The 19493-nt window shown below is 50.8% G+C and carries 18 protein-coding genes; 2 read left to right on the forward strand and 16 right to left on the reverse strand.

Features of this window, described 5'->3' with window-relative positions:
* A complete protein-coding gene (locus ADIS_RS07890; protein ID WP_010853890.1) occupies positions 1 to 843 on the forward strand; it encodes a hypothetical protein in 843 nt (280 codons plus the stop codon).
* A complete protein-coding gene (murQ, locus tag ADIS_RS07895; protein WP_010853891.1) occupies positions 840 to 1655 on the forward strand; it encodes an N-acetylmuramic acid 6-phosphate etherase in 816 nt (271 codons plus the stop codon). The genes ADIS_RS07890 and murQ overlap by 4 nt, the downstream gene beginning before the upstream one ends.
* 6 nt (positions 1656 to 1661) lie before the next feature.
* Here the strand turns inward: murQ and ADIS_RS07900 are convergent, their stop codons facing one another.
* From ADIS_RS07900 to ADIS_RS07975, 16 genes are all read right to left on the reverse strand, one after another.
* Positions 1662 to 2282 carry a hypothetical protein gene (locus ADIS_RS07900; RefSeq protein WP_010853892.1) on the reverse strand — a complete coding sequence of 207 codons (621 nt, stop codon included), beginning with the start codon at positions 2280 to 2282 and terminating at the stop codon, positions 1662 to 1664.
* 100 nt (positions 2283 to 2382) lie between these two features.
* Positions 2383 to 2985 carry a DUF6992 family protein gene (locus ADIS_RS07905; protein ID WP_010853893.1) on the reverse strand — a complete coding sequence of 201 codons (603 nt, stop codon included), beginning with the start codon at positions 2983 to 2985 and terminating at the stop codon, positions 2383 to 2385.
* A gap of 133 nt (positions 2986 to 3118) precedes the next feature.
* Positions 3119 to 4480: a hypothetical protein gene (locus ADIS_RS07910; RefSeq protein WP_010853894.1), complete on the reverse strand. Its 1362-nt coding sequence runs from the start codon at positions 4478 to 4480 to the stop codon at positions 3119 to 3121.
* 80 nt (positions 4481 to 4560) lie between these two features.
* The gene (locus ADIS_RS07915; protein WP_010853895.1) at positions 4561 to 5646 is read right to left on the reverse strand and encodes a dipeptidase; all 1086 of its coding nucleotides are present in this window, start codon (positions 5644 to 5646) and stop codon (positions 4561 to 4563) included.
* Positions 5647 to 5651: 5 nt separating this feature from the next.
* Positions 5652 to 6038 carry a RidA family protein gene (locus ADIS_RS07920; RefSeq protein ID WP_010853896.1) on the reverse strand — a complete coding sequence of 129 codons (387 nt, stop codon included), beginning with the start codon at positions 6036 to 6038 and terminating at the stop codon, positions 5652 to 5654.
* A 25-nt stretch (positions 6039 to 6063) separates the two neighbouring features.
* The gene (locus tag ADIS_RS07925; protein WP_010853897.1) at positions 6064 to 6876 is read right to left on the reverse strand and encodes an SDR family oxidoreductase; all 813 of its coding nucleotides are present in this window, start codon (positions 6874 to 6876) and stop codon (positions 6064 to 6066) included.
* Positions 6869 to 7645: an SDR family oxidoreductase gene (locus ADIS_RS07930; protein ID WP_010853898.1), complete on the reverse strand. Its 777-nt coding sequence runs from the start codon at positions 7643 to 7645 to the stop codon at positions 6869 to 6871. The genes ADIS_RS07925 and ADIS_RS07930 overlap by 8 nt, the downstream gene beginning before the upstream one ends.
* 2 nt (positions 7646 to 7647) lie before the next feature.
* Positions 7648 to 8571 carry a Gfo/Idh/MocA family protein gene (locus ADIS_RS07935; RefSeq protein WP_010853899.1) on the reverse strand — a complete coding sequence of 308 codons (924 nt, stop codon included), beginning with the start codon at positions 8569 to 8571 and terminating at the stop codon, positions 7648 to 7650.
* 15 nt (positions 8572 to 8586) lie between these two features.
* Positions 8587 to 9513 carry an aldo/keto reductase gene (locus ADIS_RS07940; protein ID WP_238325407.1) on the reverse strand — a complete coding sequence of 309 codons (927 nt, stop codon included), beginning with the start codon at positions 9511 to 9513 and terminating at the stop codon, positions 8587 to 8589.
* Positions 9514 to 9542: 29 nt separating this feature from the next.
* Complete coding sequence (locus tag ADIS_RS07945) at positions 9543 to 10358, reverse strand: HpcH/HpaI aldolase family protein (protein WP_010853901.1); 816 nt, start codon at positions 10356 to 10358, stop codon at positions 9543 to 9545.
* 382 nt (positions 10359 to 10740) lie between these two features.
* On the reverse strand, positions 10741 to 11112 hold the full coding sequence (locus tag ADIS_RS07950) for a GxxExxY protein (protein WP_010853902.1): 372 nt from the start codon (positions 11110 to 11112) through the stop codon (positions 10741 to 10743).
* A gap of 211 nt (positions 11113 to 11323) precedes the next feature.
* On the reverse strand, positions 11324 to 12625 hold the full coding sequence (locus tag ADIS_RS07955) for a hypothetical protein (RefSeq protein WP_010853903.1): 1302 nt from the start codon (positions 12623 to 12625) through the stop codon (positions 11324 to 11326).
* A gap of 105 nt (positions 12626 to 12730) precedes the next feature.
* Positions 12731 to 15067, reverse strand: coding sequence for an aminotransferase class III-fold pyridoxal phosphate-dependent enzyme (locus ADIS_RS22280; protein WP_010853904.1), 2337 nt, complete (start codon positions 15065 to 15067; stop codon positions 12731 to 12733).
* Between the two features lie 6 nt (positions 15068 to 15073).
* Entirely contained in the window at positions 15074 to 16192 is a 1119-nt protein-coding gene (locus ADIS_RS07965; protein WP_010853905.1) for a sialidase family protein, read from the reverse strand.
* A 10-nt stretch (positions 16193 to 16202) separates the two neighbouring features.
* Positions 16203 to 18719, reverse strand: a complete 2517-nt coding sequence (locus tag ADIS_RS07970; RefSeq protein WP_010853906.1) for a sodium:solute symporter — start codon at positions 18717 to 18719, stop codon at positions 16203 to 16205.
* The gene (locus ADIS_RS07975; RefSeq protein WP_010853907.1) at positions 18716 to 19456 is read right to left on the reverse strand and encodes a phytanoyl-CoA dioxygenase family protein; all 741 of its coding nucleotides are present in this window, start codon (positions 19454 to 19456) and stop codon (positions 18716 to 18718) included. Before ADIS_RS07975 ends, ADIS_RS07970 begins: the two co-directional genes overlap by 4 nt.
* Positions 19457 to 19493 lie beyond the last annotated feature (37 nt).

Raw genomic sequence — 19493 nt, forward strand, 5'->3', positions numbered from 1 at the left:
ATGATTTTAATAGCTGACAGTGGTTCCAGCAAAACAGATTGGAGAGCAATCGGTAAAGGTGGTGAAATAACACAGTTTCGGACGGTTGGCTTTAATCCGTATTACCAAAACCCGGACGCCATGCTCCGTGATTTGCAGACAGAATCAATCCTTTCACTCAGGGGCGAAATCCAAGAGGTATATTTTTACGGGGCCGGATGCACCGGAGAAAAAAACAAAAAAACGGTTTCCCATCTTATTCGAACGGTATTGGGCGACGTACAGGTTTATGTTGACCATGACCTTACCGCTGCAGCGAAGGCTACCTGCGGCCACAAAGCGGGCATTGCGTGCATTTTGGGGACTGGATCAAATAGCGGTGATTATGATGGTGAATCCATAATTGCCAACCGCCCTTCTCCTGGATACCTGTTGGGAGATGAGGGAGGCGGCTCTTATATAGGGCGTCGTTTTCTTCAGGATTTTATCTACGACGACATGCCTACGGAAATCCGTGAAATGCTGTTGGAGGAGACCCCATTGACAAATTTGGAAATCCAGGAAAATGTGTACCAAAAACCTTTCCCCAACAGATACATGGCGGGCTTTTGCAAGTTTATACACGAGCACAAAAAACATCCGTACTGTTATCAGCTGTTTTACAATGGATTCCATGATTTTTTCAAACGGCATGTGATGCGCTACACCGATTTCCAACACAAACCGGTGAACTTCGTGGGCTCCATTGCATTTCACAACGGTGAAATATTACGAAAAGTCGGTACTGATCTCGGTATCCATATTGATGTTATTCTAGAGGCTCCAATTGCTGGTCTCACCCTCTATCACCAAAATAAAATATGAGCACAACAACCGAAAGCAGTTCATTCTATGACAATTTGGAGCAGATGTCCATTTCGGAGCTGCTTGCCAACATGAACAAAGAAGATCAAACGGTTCCGTTGGCTGTGGCCAAATCCCTTCCCCAAATCGAAAGGTTAGTCGCAGCCATCGTTCCGAAGATGGAGCAGGGTGGCCGGCTATTTTACATCGGAGCAGGAACCAGTGGACGGTTGGGCATATTGGATGCCTCCGAGTGTCCTCCTACCTACGGAGTGCCACACGATTTGGTAATCGGGATTATAGCCGGTGGTGATACCGCTATACGGAAGGCAGTAGAGAATGCCGAGGATGATCCGGCACAAGCCTGGGAAGATATCCAAAAATTCGGATTCAACGAAAACGATTCCGTGATTGGAATAGCAGCATCAGGCACTACACCCTACGTCATAGGGGGACTAAAGGCCGCCAACGAGGCCGGATTACTTTCCGGATGCATCACCTGCAACGCCGGCAGTCCGCTAGCTGCTGTCGCTCAGCTGCCGGTAGAGGTGGTGGTAGGCCCTGAGTTTGTTACCGGCAGCACGCGAATGAAATCCGGTACCGCACAAAAGCTGGTGCTTAATATGATTTCCACCAGTGTAATGATCAAACTGGGAAAGGTGAAGGGAAACAAGATGGTGGACATGCAGCTTTCCAACGAAAAACTGGTAAACAGGGGTACACGGATGATCATGGATGCCACCGGCTTGCCTGCGGAAAAAGCCAAAGAAATGCTCCTCGAGCACGGATCCGTAAGGGCTGCTGTGAATGCATTTGAAGCTGGCAAGAAGTAGAAAAAACTAGCGTTTCTCTACCGATGCGTGCCCTGAAATCAGGAAACGTCTGCCCGTACCTACCTCCTCACAGAGAACTCTGGTTCGTCGGCTTTCCAGTTTTTCGAACATGCGGTTTTTAAACATAAACTGCTGCCCCAGCATCAGGTCACTCAGCAAGATTTCCGATTCTCCCTTTGCCGCGGGATCGTATTTTCGAAGCTCTTTCATCAAAAACAGATCTGCTCCGGCGCTGGCTTTGGGATTAGACATATGCCTGCGCAGCGGAACGAGGACATCCATCGGAAAAACCTCCCTTACCAGCATGGGTTCCATTAGACGCTGAAACTCCCGTTTCCATTCCATGCCGTGCGGCATACGGGAACTTCCGTATTTAGCATATACCCGGTGATGTGCTACTTCGTGGATATAGGTAATCAGAAATTGATAGGAATTCAAATCGTGATTGACCGTAATTTTCTGTACCGACCGATTTTTCCGATACGTGAAATCCCCCAGCTTGGAAGATCGCGACTTGGTGACAACAAAATGAAAGGGATTTTCCTTCCAGAGCTCGTAGCAATAAGGAATGGCTTGGTCTGGCACACGGCCTGACAGAAATGCTGTCCACTCTTCCGGTTTAATCAAGGCCTCTAGGCAGTTGGTTAACGCAAATATAGCTAAAAAAGAAAGGTGTTAAAGGCCAGACTCTAATATTCAAGTTCCTCAAAACCCACCGTCCACCACGTTAAAGCATTACCTTAAAACCAATCCCGTTGGGACCTAGGGAGAGGTTTTCTACTATCTTGGGTAGGTCTTTGGCGTGGGCATTGTGATATAGAAACTTGATGACATCGAAGGACATCAAGAAGGCACCCTGTAGGATAACTGACTTGCCAAAACCCCGTATCCGGGCATTGTCTGTCCGCTTGCCCCGTTCCAGCATGTAGAGTCCGGTGGCCATGTAGGCCACATCTAAGCCCGCATTTACCAGAAGGATTTTTTCGATGCTTTGTTGCTGTTGGATGGTCTCCCAAAACTCCGAACTGGGAACTTCCGTCATCGCGGAGTAGTATCCAAAACCGGCAATCAACAGGTTGACGCCGTTCCAGTAGGCGTTCATTTGATGAAAACCCTGCAATTCTCCGCTGGTTCTTCCAGCCATCAAACCACCCCAAAGCATATTCCCCACGGCCCATGACCCCAATATCAGCATGCCATGCTTGTTGTATTGGATGCGTTCTAGGTTATATCGCTTTAGCGCGTTCGTTTCATCTTGGGCAAAAGACGGAATATGCCAAAGGAAGAGAAACAACAGAATGGGGAGCGTTTTTTGAAGGACAATAGGCATACGGCTAAGATTTTTTTGTATCGCTGGGCATTAGCTAGAATATAACCGTTTTTGAACACCAACTGTTTACGATGGTCTTAGTCCCAATACTCGGACGCAATTCACCGCCAAAAAGGTTCCACGATCCAATTAATCACACAGAATCCGCCAATCGGATCATCTCTTCACGTATCCGACGCTCCGCACCACTTTCCAGATTGCTAATGCGGCACCTCCAGGTTTCGTATCCCCCCTTTTCCAGTTCCCTGGCCGGGGGAATATAACCTAAGTTGCCATTGGCAAGGGTAATGGAAAAATAGGGACCCTTAATTGCCTCTTTCAACGCTATACCCGTGGAAGCGAAAATCTCCCCCGGAAGGGCACCAATACAAAGGGATCCCAAACGGAAACACTGAAGTGGAACCCTTGCCTCCGTAGGGTAATCCGCAAGTAGGTGCTGTTCCCGGGCATACAGCTTCCGCCAACCGGCGTAATCGGCCTGTAGGGTCTCGAAGCCCCCCTCCGCTATAAGGCGCTTAGCTGCATCCAGTTCCTCATCAGAAGGCATGCGACGCGCAACTGACAACACTTCGGTATTCGCCCGCAAATCAGGATCAGCATCCCATTGAATATCAACCATCGCCTTCGCAACCCTGGCTGCCAAATCGGCACCGATCAGTGTACTTTTCTCGAAGTCACCGGTGGGATAAAGGTTAGGGTTGTGAAAATCCCAAATGTTTACATCCCCGCTGGTGCCATTGCTCATTATACTCACAAAATCCTCACCGGCACCCAGCTCAACTTGTAACGCACGGGCAAAATATCCGAAATAGTCGGCCGATATGGTTCCGTTTTGCCAGTCACCCACATAATGTAGGCCGTAATTTGCCAAGACACTGATCCATCTCCCCGAAATTCCCTGCAACGCTACAAAATAAAGTTCGGGATCAGGCTTGCCTACGGGATGGATGATTTTATCCTCTACGCCAAAAGGATTGGTCTTGATCAAATCCACCGAGTCGGTTACCGGATTAAGTGGCTGATAGTCTTCCTCCATCTGATACCGTCTACAACGAAGGTGCTCAGGAGCCAAGACCTTACCATAGCCCATATGAGCTGGCTCCAAGCGTGCTATGGCCGTTTCAACAGCCTGAAGAATGCGGCCCGGAAGCCACTTTCGATAGGCCAAGTCTGCCTGCACGAAATGTACCTCCTCCACTGCTCCTGCTGCATGCGTATGTGTGCTGCTGATCAGTATGTTTGCTGCGCTTATGCCGGCTTTTTTCTGTATCAGGTATTTTACTTCATCCAGAAGCCCCTGCCCCATGACACAAATGTCCACCACCACAAATACCAAGCTAATACCCGCACGCCGAAGCACCAGGGCTTTCGCAAACAGTGGGTCATGGATGGAGGTAGCGTAATGTGGGACAAAGTCGCCGTTGATCACGGTTCCCAATCGGGGAGTAGTCTCCACCTGAGCCGCAGCGGCATGCAATCCTGTATTACTGTTCATCTGTTCACCGTTATTTGTTAGTAGCAAGCTATCATTCTAACCGCTTTCTGAAAGCTCCACATAGCTATCATCAGAACCTTTTAGACCGGTAAGCTTGCTCGCAGGCAGCGCAGCCAATTGCCATGAAATATCCGATCTATATCCTCTGAACTGTACCCCCTTTTATCCAACGAATCTTCGAATTTCTGGAGATCTGCTACGGAATTTAGATCCCAAGGAGATTGCTCGGTACCAAAGATCCCATCCAAATCACTGCCTATGGCTATGTGGTAGGTGTTTCCGGCCAGCTGACAGATGTGGTCCCAGTGATCGATCAGCTGCTCAAGTCGAATATCCAGTTGCCAAGGGTCTGACACGGTGTCGATGAACCGAATATCCATCGCCCAACAGTCCAGCATGCCCCCTATTACGGCACCTCGTTCCACGAGGCGTTTGATCTGAGGATCTGTCAGTTGTCGCTGATGGGGTACCAGCTTTCGCACATTGTGGTGGCTTGCCCATACGGGGCCATTGTACCTATCCAAGGCTTGGTCAAATCCCTGATCGGTAAGATGGGTGACGTCCAATATCATATTCAACCGACCCATCTCCTCCAACAGCTGCTTTCCCAAGGGGGTAATCGGGCCTTCCATTTTTGTACCGGGAGCATACCTCCCCGGCCCGAAATGCGACAACCCCAATGCCCGAACGCCATACGCATAGGCCTTATCCAGATATGAAATTTCCACCAAGGAATCTGCACCTTCCAAACTGAGAATATAGCCTATGGGCTTATCCGCATCTGGAACTGTTTGGTCTTCCCAAAGGGCTACCATTTCGTCCAAATCCCCACGGGTAAGAATCTGTCTCATTTCCCCTGCCGATTCCATTTCCCGGTACCAAGCCAGTTGGGCTTGGGTCATAGCCCAGGCCTGTTGGGGGGAATTCCAGCCTGGAAGTGCCGAATCAGGGGGGGAATACCGTGCCAATTGCGTCGCCACGACAATTCCTACCTTGCCTTTCCGAAGCTCTGGAAGCGTAACCGTCCCTTTGCCCCTGTCCGGCTTGTCCTTCATGTGCATTTCCATCTGCCGTACCTGGCTAAGCTCAAGACGCAGGTCCCTGTTCCACTCAATGGCATTCATAGCCAAATCCAAATGCCCATCGATGATCAGCCTTCTTCCCATTTCAATCAGGCGCTAGGAATTCGCACAATACAATCGATTTCCACCTTTAAACCCTCTGCCAGCACAGACTGCACCGTCGTGCGGGCGGGTTTTACGCCCGTAAAATAGGAGGCATATACCTCGTTGTACCGATCAAACTCCCGGATGTCGGCCAAATGTACGGTACATTTGACGACGTCATTCATAGTCGCCCCGGCGGCTTCCACGATCGCTTTTATGTTTTCCAGTGTTCTGACGGTTTCCTCCTCGATCGTGCCCAAGACAAAACTGGAAGTCTCGAAATCAACGGCCGCCTGTCCGGAAACAAACAGAAATCCGTCTATCAAAACTGCGTCGGAGTAGGCTCCGGTTACGAAATTTTCCTTTCTTTTTGGATGGATTATTTTTTTCATATCGATCGTGTTTATATAAATACTATTAACAAGTGGTCCACCCGCCGTCAACTACCATATTATGCCCTGTCATGAAAGATGATGCCGATGACAGCAAAAAACAAACGGCTCCTGCCACTTCATGGGCTTTCCCGACGCGTTTCAAAAGGGTTTTATCCGCCAGCCTTTGTACAAATTCCGGGTAGGAATCCTGTACTTCGGGGTTCGGAAAAGGCCCCGGAGATAAGCAATTGCATCGCACATGCTGCCTTCCATACTGCATGGCAAAATATTTGGTCAACTGAACAATACCCGCCTTCCCTACCCCATACTCTATTGGATTGGGGTTCATCGGTGCTTCGTACACAGCGGGGTCTGGAGAAACCATCCCATACATGCTGCCAAAGGTCACGTAACTACCTCCACCGGCCTGGGCCATAAGATCGCAGACCTTTCTGCCAAAAACAAAGCCAGCGGTGAGCCCTACTTGATTTACTCGGTCGAAGTCCGCCCCTGTAAGGTCGGCAAACGCCTTCCCGGAAGCCGCATAGGTCAAGTTTACCACCCCATCGGGTACTCCAAACTCCGACGAAAGCAGGGAGGCAAAAGCCTCCACCTGTTCCTCTTCGGCAATATCCAAGGACACGGGGATCACTTTTGGAAATAACCCTGCCTGACCCACAAAATCTTTGCTCTTGCTTCCCAAATCGGCACAGATCACCCGTGCCCCGGCAGAGGCCAACATCTTTACTACTGATTGCCCCAAATAGCCGGCACCACCTACCACCCAGATTAGCTTTCCATGGAGTCCAAAGGTGCTCTCGAAATCCTCCTCCCTATTCCCTACCAAATCACGCATTTAGCCCCCCGTCCATTAGGATGTTTTCACCATTTATATAGGCTCCTGCATCCGAAGCCAACAATACCGCCAACCCTTTGATGTCATCGGTATTGGCCATACGACGCATGGGCACTTTACGGCAATAGTTATCCAAAAAAGCCTGGGGTTGGTGGTTAAAAAGCCCTCCCGGACTTATGCAGTTAAACCGAATGTTTTTTCCCGCATGCATCTTGGCCATAAATCGGGTAATGTTGATCAGCCCGGCGTTGTGAAAAAAGTAGTCGGGGGGCAGGTCTCCCATCGTAGTTCCTTCGTAATTGGATAAATCCGGCCCTTTCATCCCCATCATGGAGGCGATGTTGATCACCGAACCTCCTCCGGAGTCAATGATCAGGTATGTTAGCTGCCGAAGCAGATCCATCATCCCCGTGGCGTTTACCTCCATGGATTCGGCAAATTGACTCAGGGCCCCGCGGTACCCTTTCATGGGCCGGGAGACGGCGTTGTTTACAAATACATGCAAGTGGCCAAATTCAGCCACGATCCGTTCCCGAAAAGCAACCACGGACTCTGGAATCCCTTGGTCCAACGCCATGGGAAACACCTGCAAACCCTGTGATTGAAATGCAGCAGCGGTCCTTTCGGCCGACGCCAGATCCCTGGAAGTGGTAATGACTGTTCCGCCCGCCTCGGCCAGGCCTTCTACCAGGCATTTCCCGTATTGTCCCGAGCCCCCGGTGACTACGATAACTTTTCCTTTTAGGCTCAATAATTCGTTTACATGCATAGTTATTTCTTCAATGGAACCACTATTCCTCCGTTTTCCAAACTAGTTTGAGCGCCTATCACAGTTTGAATGATGCGATAGGTCTTACCAAAATCTAGACGGCTTGCCCCCTCTTCCACTGATCGGACAAACTCGATCATATTATCGCGGAACATACTATAGGAGTTGCGGATGTCGGCCATTCGCCAGCCATCACTTCCGAAAAAAGAAAGCTGAAAGGTTCCGCAAATATCCGAAAACAGGTGAATGCTCGCTTTGATGCCTCCTTCAAACTCCATCACCACCGTATCTTTATTGGTCTCCCCGACGTGCTGCACCCAAAGCGGAACAGGATCGTCCAAGGTGCTGAAAAGTGCCTCGAGCAAATGTACGCCATATTTTTTCCAATCCTTTTTACCCACCGCGGTCACCAAGTGAATCTTTCCCAAGGCTCCCAATTCGGTTTTCACCGTACGGCACTCCTGGGAGTAGCGCATGGACGAACAGGACATGAGAAATTTCCCCGCTGCCACTTCACCGGCAAAATAATCCAAATCATCCTGATTAAATGCCAGTGGCTTATCTATAAATACCGGAATTCGGGCATCCAAGAATGGCTTGGCCATAGCCACGTGATATTCCGGATCATCCCTGGCCAAAATCACGGCATCGACTTCGCCCACCATGTCTTCCAGTTTCTCGGCCAAATGGGGTATTTTAGAAGATTTGGCAATACTTTCGCTGATCGCCAAGTCCTGCGTCCAAACGTGGGTCACCTTTGCACCGGGAATCCCCAACGTGTCGCGGTTTGCCCGAAGGTAGGCTGACACGGCCGGATAGCCGATCTCTGCGATCTCCTTTCCATCAAAAGATCCATTGATAATCGCAGACCAAGAATAAGGATGTGCATTTCCGGGACTCATGCCCACTATTCCAATACATATCATATCTTCCACATTCGATTAGGTTAACCACCCCATCTTATCCCAGTGGGGGAGGTTTATAAATGCCGGATCGGGGTAAACCAGACGCTTGGCGGTATTGAAAACCTCCTCTTCCAATTGGGATTTTCGTGCCGCTTCTGCCGCATGAAGCAAATAGCTGTCCTGATCGATCCCCACCAACACTGAGGACACCGCATCAAAAGATAGCGCAAACCGAATGGCCAAGGTGGGCAGATCCAGGCCAAGGCTGCCTGCCAGGTCTGCCAACTTTTCAATGTGGCGCTCGATCTGTTCCAAGGGTTCTGGCAGACATTTACCACGCTCACTCAGTAAACCCTTCAGCAACACCGAGCGGATGACCAACCCCACCCCACGCTCGACAGCCCCGTCAAAAACCGCAGCCTGTCGTTGATCCAACAGGTTGAAGGGCAACTGGACTACTTCCCAAACACCACTTTCAACCGCTTCGGTAGACTCGGCCAGGGTGTAGGTAGAGGCCCCTATGCTGCGAACCTTGCCCGCAAACTTCAGTGCCAAAAAAGCATCGACTACTTCTTCATGCTTTAGAATCTCCAGGTCCGCCTGATGCAACATATACAGATCTAGGTAATCTGTCCGCAAAGCCCGCAGACTTTCCTCCACCGACTGATTAATTATTTGGGCTACCTGCCCACACGCCGGCAGATTTCCCTGCTGATCACGGAAATGTCGGCATTTGGAGCTGATTAGGACCTGCTCCCTTTTTGAGGCAAAGGCGATCCCCATCAGGCGCTCCGAGTCACCATACATCCTTGCGGTGTCAAAGAAATTGATCCCCTCATCCAATGAGCGATTCAAAAGATGGACGGCCTCTTTCTCCTGCAACATATCCGCTTCAGAGCGAATACCTATCCCATAGGGCATGCCGATCTCCACCCCGCCAAATGCGATTTCCGATACACGCAAACCTGTTTTTCCTAAATCAACGTACCTCATCACGTATCCTTGGGATGGTAATACGAGTTTCCTTCGGGGCTAGAGGGGGCAGAAGGGAGATCGCTGAGGAGTTTCTGGCAGTATTGGGACAGGCCCACCACATCCGCACCGATGCTGACAAACTGGTACCCCATGGCATATAAGTCATGTAACTGGGCAACACCACCCGTGGTACCGGCAAACTTCCCATACTTAGCCGCAACCTGGGCCACACGCTTTCTGGCTTCCTGAATCTTGGGATGGCCCCACTCGCCAGGAGCACCTATGCCCTGACTGAAATCTCCGGGCCCAAAAAACAACATATCAAAGCCATCCAGCGCCGCAATTTCCTCAATTACCTCCAAGGCCTCGGGGTCTTCGATCTGAAAAATCACAAATCGCTCGGAATTGGCTTCACGGAGGTACTGCTTAAAGTCCAAGGCAGTATAGGCACCGTCGGCATTTCCCCCATCGATGGCTCGTAAGCCCACCGGGTGAAAACGAACTTGGCGAACCACCGCAGCACCCTCGCTTACATCCATTACATGGGGCACCATGATACCTGCCGCATCCAATTCCAACGGCTTCACGTAGTCGCTGTAGCTCCCTCTTGGAACCCTTACGACGACGTCTTTGCCATGGGCCTTTGCCGCCCATATCTGGGAAGCCAATATGGACCAATCCTGTCCAATATGCTCCTGATCTACCCAGAGGCAATCAAAACCGGCGATAGCGGCGATCTCAACCGATCGGGCATCGGCCAGGTTAATCTTAAAGCAGGTGACCCTTTCACCGGCCCGTAATTTTTTCAGCACAAGGCTCTTTCTCATTTCCATGGTATGCAGGTCTTTAAATCACCCGATTACCAAAGATACCGGAACCGGTATGTTATGGCTATTACTTTCTGATAGAATCCTAATACTTTTTTACGGCGGCTAAGCCAAGGGTTTTTTGGAACAAACCAGTCCCATCCGTGATCTCTGTGGTGATAACTTTCTTTGTTTACCACAGAGTACTCAGAGTTTCACAGAGTTATTCCTTCCTTTCTCTGTGTACCTCTGTGATCTCTGTGGTGATAATTTTCTTTGTTTTACCACAGAGCACGCGGACTAACACCGAGTTATTCTTACTTTTCTTTTTTTACCACAGAGTACTCAGAGTACCACAGAGTTATTCCTTATTTTCTTTGTGCGCCTCCGTGCTCTCTGTGGTGAATTCCTACATAATTATTCTTTTAATCCCTGTCTTCATTTGAAGTACATTGAAATTAATCAATAGCCCTAATTTTAGCCCTGTTAATTTCAAATACGTCATTAGTTGTGCTTTGTGAATGGGAGCGATTTCGTCCACAGACTTTAATTCCAAAATAATCTGACTATTGACCAAAAGGTCTATTCTATAGCCTGCTTCAAGTCTGATGTTATCGTAAGTTACCGGAAGTGGCTTTTGCCGTTCTACAGCCAATCCCGCTTTCAGTAATTCATACTCCAAACAAACCTCATAGGTAGACTCCAATAGACCCGGCCCCAATTCGGTATGCACCTTATATACGCATCCGATTATTTTGTATGACAATTCATTCAATTCCATACCCTGTGCCCTCTGCGGTGAATCTATTCAGAATACTTTTTAGATTTAAAATTCCTCCTCATACACAAATCCGATTCAAACGAATTTACCATTTTTCGAGAAAATCACGCTAGGCAGGTGGGTACTTATTGCCCCAAATTCCAAAATAACCCAAAACTCGAAGCGATCCTAACCTCATAAACCCAACCCAATATTTCGCCGCAGGCATATATCACACCAATTTCCCGCAGCATATATCATTTTTATTAGGGAGATTCCAACGAATGCGGGCCACAAATACGCTGCCGTCGCTGCCATATTGCTCCACGCCCTCGGGCTGCATCCACTCGGACACCGTCACCCAGGTTTCTTCGGGACTCACGGCAGTCACCCCAAAGTTACCCAACCGGGCACCACGCTCCGGAACCAGTATCCGCTCCGTTTCCCGAATGACAACCATGCGATCCGGATCTACTTGCGCGATGAAAAGGGGTGCCCGATGGCGAAACACATGATCGTTGTCCGCACCCCGACGGGTATAGACAAGAAAGAGACCTTCGCTGTGGGTCACCCAATGCTGCTGGGTGTTGTAATTTCCCAACTCCTGCCCATCGTTAAAACGCCAGGGCTGTATGGGTTCAAAATCCAACCCGTTTGCACTCCTGCTCACATACCCCTGTACATCGTTTCGGATGGTAAGGTAGTACATCCCCCCAAAGTACGTTAATGAGGGTTCGTGTAGACCGCGGCTTTGATCCGGCACGGACAGCTCGTTGCCATGTGTCAAGTAAGTAAGTTCGGAACCGTCAAAACGGCACTTGGCTACCGTCACCCGGGAATTTTCACCGGGCGGGGAAAAATAGATCGGCAATAGGATAGATCCATCGGGCAGGTCATAGCGCTGAACGCAGCCTGCCCCTGCATTCGAAAAGGACGGCGTATCCGGCATCACGAGCTTATCCCAAACCGTCCAGCTATCAGTCAAGGGGTCATATACCGAATAGGCCGTATGCCTGGGCCGAGGGGAACTCACCTTCCAGTCAGTTGTATAGACAATGGTGTGCCCGGTACCCAACAGCTTGCCTGATTTTGCATGCCAGGTAGGCCAAAAGTCACTGGCTGCGACAGGCCTCTGCTCTCCGGCGATGTGCTCCATGCGGGGTGCCAAATGTTCGGAGAGCTTCGGCTCGGACCAAGTCTCCCCCAAATCATCGCTGTACATACCATACATCCCTTTGAAGACATCGCTGCCACTGAGCTCCAGGGTGTTTAATGTCATGACAATTCGCGGCTGGCCTCCCTTTCCCGCTCTGGGCACCAGTCCTGCGCGCGGGTGAACCCAACACCGTTCTCCATCGAAAAGACGGGTGGGTACCTCCCGTTGGATCGTATAATCAAGTTCTCTCCTTTTTCCAAAAAGTCCCCCTTTACTGCACGATGTAAGTGCAACAGGAGAAAGGGCCAGCAAACCAACACTTCCTATCAGGGAATTTTTCAAAAATGAGCGGCGGTGGGAATCGGAGAACTTGTTCATAGGGGCTTATGGTAACATGCTTTTAATGTATAAAATAATCGGCTAAGCAAAAAGCAAAACGACATCTAAGCTCCGGAAGGCAAAGGCATTACTCATCAACCGCTTTCAAATAAGCCTGGCAAATCCGCTCTTGGCAATCTCTCCCTGTAACAATTGCCGGACATTTCCGGCCTCTATTGCCATGGCCATTTTCCCGAACACCTCACCCAAGGCTACCGTATAGCTATTTACTACACGGTCTGTATGTGCCAAGGTGGGGTAAAATGCCGCACCAGCCAAAAACCCCCGCTGCAGCATTTGCTGGGTGAAAATGGTCCGAAGCATCTCCCCTTCCGGGTAGTCGAAGCTCAGGGTGGCCAAACTCGGGAAGCCGCCCACCTTAACTCGCAAGCCCAATTGCTCGGCATGGCTTTGCCAAGCCTGCTGCACCTGCATCCCGACCCGGCGTACATGGCCTGGGATATCGGTTTCCCGCATGGCCTGCAATACCGCCAACGCAGCTACCGGCCCCAGACTCTCGGTCCAATAGGTGCTGCTGATAAAGGATCCGTGGGCTCCATCGATCGTCGCTCGGCTTCCAATGATGGCTCCTATGGGATATCCATTGCCCAAGGCTTTGGCAAACACCGCCATATCCGGCTCCACAGCATACCGCAGGTGAGCACCACCAAAACCCAGGCGCCAGCCTACTGTAATCTCATCGAACACCAACAGACAGCCTCTACGGCGAGTCTCCCGACGGATCTCCTCCAAAAATCCTGGACTTGGCTCCACTCCCCTACAGGGTTCCATGACTATCGCGGCCAACTCGTCCCCATGCTGATTCATCACTTTTCGAAAGCCTTCCAAATCATTGTACCGGAAAGTAAAGGCGGTGTCTCGGAGTTCATCTGGCACGCCCGCAGGTTCCAAGCCGGGAAGAAGGTGGCCCTTCAAAGCATCTTGACCGCCTAGATTCGCCGCAAGATACCAATCCTGCCATCCATGATACCCACACACCGCCACTTTGGAGCGGCCGGTAGTGGCGCGGGCAATGCGCACGGCCACGGCACAGGCCTCTCCACCTCCTCTGACAAAGCGCACCTGCTCTGCCCAAGGATGAATATCGCATAATTCCTCCGCCAAAGCGACTTCCTCGGGTGGGTTTAGGGAACACATATTGCCCCATTGCACCCTGCGCATGACCGCCTGATTGATAGCCTCGTGGGCATAGCCCAACAGGCAGGATCCTACGGCGTTTGTGGAAAAATCCTCGTACCTATTCCCGTCCAGATCCCAAACGGTACAGCCCTTGGCGCGACTAAAGTAGGGAGGCCAATGGCCCGGGGCCATGTTTTCGGGACGCTTCGAAAGAAGCTGTACGCCTCCGGGGATACGCTGCTTGGCCTTTACGTACAGGTCTTGCCCCGCATTTGTCCCCTTGGGCGCAAGCGTTAACATCCGCAGCACATTACCATAAAAAATATCCGAAATATCGGCGGCATTCAACGACATACGGCGGCATGCCTGCCGAAGTGCCCTCAACGATTCAATTCCCACCAACACGGGGCTGCCATGGGATCGGATCCAATCACAGGAATGGACATCCATCCAGAAAAACCCATCGCCTATGGTTACCGCCCTTCCCCGCAGGGAAGATACCGGAAAATCGCTTCCCCAAAAGAGCCTTTGGGAACTAAAATGTTCTATCACGGCCTCCATTGATGCTGGCTCGCACACGCCGGACATATCAAACCAGACGTTTTCCAGATCACGGATCGCCTTCATCCCAGCAGCATGCGGGGCGTGGAAGGAACGGCCGGTGTGGGCCAACACCAGCCTCATACCGGGATATTCGGTACACCTACGGCGGATCTCATCGACGTTTCCCTGATCCATTAGGGCATCGTCCTTTACGATATGCATCATGACCACCCCTTGGTGTTCGTGCGCCCAACTCCACCAATGCTCCGGAAAAAACCCGGAAATGGAACTCTGAAGGGTCGGCTTCTCCCTGCTGTAAACATGGTAAGGCTTTAAGCCAACCACCTGCGGATGGGCAAGCACGTCTTCCAAGTCTTCCGGAGTGAGGTCAGGCGTGACCAGTGCGAGTCCACGGGAAGCGGGGTGTTGATCCAACTCCCGCATCAAATACCGATTGGAAGACAAAATTTCGGCACGAGGCAGGGGAGCGGGAAAAAACAGTCCTCCTTCCAGCGTTGCGTTTGGAAACAAAGGAGAAACCTGCTCGTGCCAAGAAAGAATCGACGCCTCTTGGCCACCTCCTGTCCATAAATTGGCATCGGCGTCCGACAAGCCCAAATCCGCTACGCGGTAAATATGCGCATGAGCGTCAAACACCCTAGGAGGAAGAAAATCCAACAGACCGGCAATCGTCCGTTTATCAAGATCCGAATATTCCCATTGGTAGGGGTTGTTGCTTTTATGCATTTCTCCGTTCATCACTCGTCATTTCAACGAAACATGTACATAGTCGATTTCGGTGTGGTCGGTTTTGGTACCGGCATAGAAATAAGCCAGTACTTCCAAACCTCCCAAATGCAGTAACTGGGGATGCCCTATAGAGAACCTGGCCATTTCGGCCCAAGCTTCATTCATGGTGACGTACCGGGAATCCTGTCTGGCCAAATCAGCCTGAAAAACATCCCCCACTTTTGTAAAAGGGCTCGCTAGGTGATCCTTTATCCAGAGGCTGATCACGGGCACTACCGACCGGTCTATGCAAATAAGTACGATGCGCCCGTCATCCAGCTGAACGGGCCTCCCCGGCTGCCCATAGATGCCTGTATCCGTTGGGAAGTTCCAACTCGCCCCACTATCGCTGCTGACGGCCTCGTGCAGGTTCAGGTATTCATTTCTCTTTCCATCCAGGGTCCAAAAATAATTGATCAGCGTGCGGCCATCCTGCAACACGTTGGGTCGTTGATCCCAAAAGTACCAGTCTGGATAATTCGTTACGATTCGTACTTCCGGCCAAGTAGATCCTTCATCTACCGAACGCAGCAGGGCGGAGCGGTGAACCCATTTCCTTGGATCCCCCTTGTACTTATTGATCTCCAACTGGCAAAGCAGGCTGCCATCGCCCAATCGAATGGGTGGCCCAGTCAACGGTACGGGACCGCCCATTGTATCTGTATTTATCAATTTGGGCTCGGACCAATGCGCTCCTGAATCCTGGCTCATGCTGCAAAAAATCCGTGTATCCTTCAGGCTTTCATCTGCTGGGTCATAAAACGGGGCCTCAGGGTCGGATTCATCGACCCAATTGATTACCAATAGCACCCGGGAACCTCCAAGTGCCAAGAAGTAAAGCGAAATTGCCTGTCCTACCCTGCCGGACACCTCGGGCAACTCCACGGGTACAAACGCCGGTACCCAAGAAGCCCCCTGATCATCCGACCAGGTCATCCATACCGACTTATGGCGGGCATCGGCCTTTTTCTCCGAGGCTTTGAAACCAGCCAGCCAACGCCCTGAGGGTAAGATTTCAAAGGCTGGAAAGGTTTTGCTGTTCAAGACATCCCCTAGTGGAATACCGCCTACGGTTCCTTTGCTGATGATCTTCATGGCGGCTTGTTTAGGTGACCTTTTCCTTTAAAATGGCGGCAGCGCGCACCCTTTTTTTCATCGTTTCCGGATTGCCCAGTACACGGTGATCCACCCAGCTGAGCAGGGTGCCTACCAGGATGCCCACGAAAAGCGAAACCGGCATGATATACAAAACTTCAATGCCAAATACCTTGTAGAAAGCAACGGCTATGGCGATTGCAACACTGGCTATCCCACCCCAAAACGTACCTTTAGCAGTGGCAAAGGGAACAAATAGGGCCATAAAAAACAATACAAACAGGGGTGACACAAAGAGGTTGACCACCTTGACAATCACATCATACAGGTTGCCCTCCACCCGGCTGATACCCAAACTCAACCCCAAAGCCAACACACCTACAAAGAGGGAGAGCTTTTGTATGGACTTGAGTTGATTTTTGGGCGCCGTGTACCTCTTGGAAAAACGCTTCAATAGATCCTCCGATATGACCGAGGAGGTGGAATTGAGCCCCGAAGACAAGCTGGACATGGCCGCGGCGAGTATCCCGGCAGCAACCAGTCCGGAAATACCTACCGGTAAGCCTACCAGAATAAACTTGGGAAACAGCTGATCTGCATGGGAGGTCAGTGTCTCTCCAGGAGCCAGGTACCTGGGAAAAGCCGTGAAATAGGCCATAACCGCCAACCCAACCAAACCCAGCAGCATCTGAACCACGAACGTGGTCACCAATGACACCCCGAAGGTACGCCTAGCGGTATGAATATTTGCCGTGGCCAAAAACCGCTGTATGGACATCTGATCAGAGCCCGAGGAAGCGAGGTACCAAACGAAGGTCGTCAACAGGGCATTTCCAATGGTGAGCCGCTCCCGGGCATCAAAGCCCCATTTGAACTCACCCCAATAGGGAAGCCATTCCGTTGGAATCCAAGCGCTAATGGAACCAAAATGCCAGCTTACCACTGCCAGCGTAAGCAAGGCTCCTCCGACCAATACGCCTGACTGAATAACATCTGTAAATACCACCGCCTTTAGGCCGCCCATCGTCGTATATCCGACCGTTACACCCATCAACAACACACTGATTACCAGAGTATAAGATGGATCAAACCCAAAAATCGACAAAATTGCCGTATTGACGGTGATAAAGATGATCGTCCCCATCCACAAAAACCTGAGGGACAAAAAAAAGAAAGTCGCCAAAAGCCGTATGCTCACGCCTAGATTTATTTCCAAAATCTCGTACGCACTGGTAACACGCAGCCTCATAAACTTAGGGATCAGAAACCAGCCCACCACATAATACACCAAAGGGAAAACCAGCACACCGGAAAAAATGACGGGGCCGTATTTGATCATCTCTCCGGGATAGGACAGATAACTAAGTGAACTGAGCAGGGTGGCAAACAACGAAAGGCCGACGGCTATCGGGTTCATCTTCCCACCGCCCAAGTAATAGTCTTTGGCGTTTTTGTTTCGGCGGGAAAAAAAATAACCTATACCAAGCATACCCGATAGGTAAAAGACGATCACCATCCAATCGCCAACTGCAAGGGCGTAGGACTGCCTCCTATCTAGCTGAAGGATGGCATAAGCTGCCGTGGCACGTACATCCATGTTATCCGAAGAATTCACCGACGCCTCCTTGGTTTCGCCTGGTATCAAAATTGGGTTTTCTCCATCAAACAGACGCTTCATGAGGGGAAGATCCTCCTCACTGCCGGCCATGGACAACGCCATCAATAATTCCATCCGCTCCCCTTTTCGAGGTGAATGCTCAAGCTCCAATAGGGATTTTTTGATTTGGGAGAAAAGCGGGGCTTCCCGGTACGAATCGGGTGCATTGACATAGGCCGCTGAAAGGAGGTACACCCGGGAAAGCTCCCCATTCCGCGCTTCCACTGCCGAGGAAGCCAATGACTCCCATTGGTCTGGGGGGATATTTCGCTCATTTCTCAGTGCAAAGGCAGCCTGCATCCTCGGCAAGTCTTCTACGGTCCTATCCAGTACAAGATCCAATAAAGACGGCTTGTCGACGGGTTGCCCGGATCCTTGGAAGGTACTCCACAAGGTATATACGTAGAGGGAATTGATGGATCCTGCCAACACTTGTTCTGTTTCCACCGGAGCGAGGTCACCTAAGGAAAGGCCTAACTTGGCGGCTGTTTCCGCTGCGTGAATGCGATCGTCCCCAGAAGGATCCCGAAAGGCCTCTACGATCTTTTGGGAGTAAAAATCCCGTTGCTCGGGAATAGCCTGAGCCAATACACGCCAGATGCCCACCCGGTATTGGGACAATTCCTCGTAGCGATCCTTTTCAGCCAAATAGGTCTCCCGAACACCTTCCCTGTAGCCTGACCATATCTTGTACTCGGCTGCATGTACCTTTACCCATGATTCCTGTTCCTGCATCACGTTGTCCAGCAGTTGAACGGCCTCCTGCCGCAAGGCCTCAGATACGATAGGGTCGTGGTGAGAGCCACATGCCCCCAGCAAAACGATCAACACCAAACCAAGCCATGTGCCGGATGCAGGGAAATAGCTCATGGTCCGGTCTGGTTCAACGCCTTCACATAAGCCTCCTTTGCAGCCACGTCTTCGGCAGCAGAGGCTCCAAAATAGATGAGACCGAGGGCCTTTCGGGTTCGCTCTTCACTGGTGTTTGGACTCGCACGGTGTATGGTCAGCGCATGATGTACCAACAAGTCCCCTGGCTTAGTCTTGAAAAACACTTCCTTCTCCGTATCGGCAGGAATGCCAAAATCCGGAATTCCTTGGGAAAACCCCAGGGTGTTGGTAAAGGCGTGATGCCGCATTCCCAGCTTGTGCGAGCCTTTTACGTAACTTACCCAGCCATTCTCCGCATCTACGTCCTCCAAGGCCATCCACATGGTGACGGCACTCATTGGCTTCAGCATAAAATAGTAGCCATCTTGGTGGGGAGGGGTGGCTTTGCCCACCTTGGGGGGCTTGTTGAAATACTCCACCGTCTTGCCTATGACCTCCTCCTCCAAGAGATCCTCCGCTAATTTGGAAAAGGTACTGTTGAACAGCACATCGGCAAAAAACGGATCGTATACGTGAAGATCCTGTAGCATCTTGAGGGTAGTGCCGTCCCCCTTCACTTCAAATTTGATGTGTTCGGGAGGAAGGGATGCAGACCTCTCAGCGATAAACCGTTTCAATCGCTCGCTGACTTCAGTAACCTGGGCTGCACTCAGGAAGCCCGGCAGGTAGACAAATCCATCCCGATCAAATGTGGATTTTAAGGCTTTTGTATCCATGTCGTTAAATAAGCTATTCGAATCTAAATTTCGGGAC

The organism is Lunatimonas lonarensis (assembly GCF_000390185.1).
Taxonomy (GTDB): Bacteria; Bacteroidota; Bacteroidia; order Cytophagales; family Cyclobacteriaceae; genus Lunatimonas; species Lunatimonas lonarensis.

What these genes read in the sequence shown, in the direction of transcription:
- ADIS_RS07975 (WP_010853907.1), bottom strand. Translation starts at nt 19,456, where the DNA reads ATGGATACAAAAGCCTTAAAATCCACATTTGATCGGGATGGATTTGTC.
- ADIS_RS07970 (WP_010853906.1), bottom strand. Translation starts at nt 18,719, where the DNA reads ATGAGCTATTTCCCTGCATCCGGCACATGGCTTGGTTTGGTGTTGATC.
- ADIS_RS07965 (WP_010853905.1), bottom strand. Translation starts at nt 16,192, where the DNA reads ATGAAGATCATCAGCAAAGGAACCGTAGGCGGTATTCCACTAGGGGAT.
- ADIS_RS07920 (WP_010853896.1), bottom strand. Translation starts at nt 6,038, where the DNA reads ATGAAAAAAATAATCCATCCAAAAAGAAAGGAAAATTTCGTAACCGGA.
- ADIS_RS22280 (WP_010853904.1), bottom strand. Translation starts at nt 15,067, where the DNA reads ATGAACGGAGAAATGCATAAAAGCAACAACCCCTACCAATGGGAATAT.
- ADIS_RS07945 (WP_010853901.1), bottom strand. Translation starts at nt 10,358, where the DNA reads ATGGAAATGAGAAAGAGCCTTGTGCTGAAAAAATTACGGGCCGGTGAA.
- ADIS_RS07905 (WP_010853893.1), bottom strand. Translation starts at nt 2,985, where the DNA reads ATGCCTATTGTCCTTCAAAAAACGCTCCCCATTCTGTTGTTTCTCTTC.
- ADIS_RS07955 (WP_010853903.1), bottom strand. Translation starts at nt 12,625, where the DNA reads ATGAACAAGTTCTCCGATTCCCACCGCCGCTCATTTTTGAAAAATTCC.
- murQ (WP_010853891.1), top strand. Translation starts at nt 840, where the DNA reads ATGAGCACAACAACCGAAAGCAGTTCATTCTATGACAATTTGGAGCAG.
- ADIS_RS07890 (WP_010853890.1), top strand. Translation starts at nt 1, where the DNA reads ATGATTTTAATAGCTGACAGTGGTTCCAGCAAAACAGATTGGAGAGCA.
- ADIS_RS07925 (WP_010853897.1), bottom strand. Translation starts at nt 6,876, where the DNA reads ATGCGTGATTTGGTAGGGAATAGGGAGGAGGATTTCGAGAGCACCTTT.
- ADIS_RS07930 (WP_010853898.1), bottom strand. Translation starts at nt 7,645, where the DNA reads ATGCATGTAAACGAATTATTGAGCCTAAAAGGAAAAGTTATCGTAGTC.
- ADIS_RS07950 (WP_010853902.1), bottom strand. Translation starts at nt 11,112, where the DNA reads ATGGAATTGAATGAATTGTCATACAAAATAATCGGATGCGTATATAAG.
- ADIS_RS07935 (WP_010853899.1), bottom strand. Translation starts at nt 8,571, where the DNA reads ATGATATGTATTGGAATAGTGGGCATGAGTCCCGGAAATGCACATCCT.
- ADIS_RS07910 (WP_010853894.1), bottom strand. Translation starts at nt 4,480, where the DNA reads ATGAACAGTAATACAGGATTGCATGCCGCTGCGGCTCAGGTGGAGACT.
- ADIS_RS07915 (WP_010853895.1), bottom strand. Translation starts at nt 5,646, where the DNA reads ATGGGAAGAAGGCTGATCATCGATGGGCATTTGGATTTGGCTATGAAT.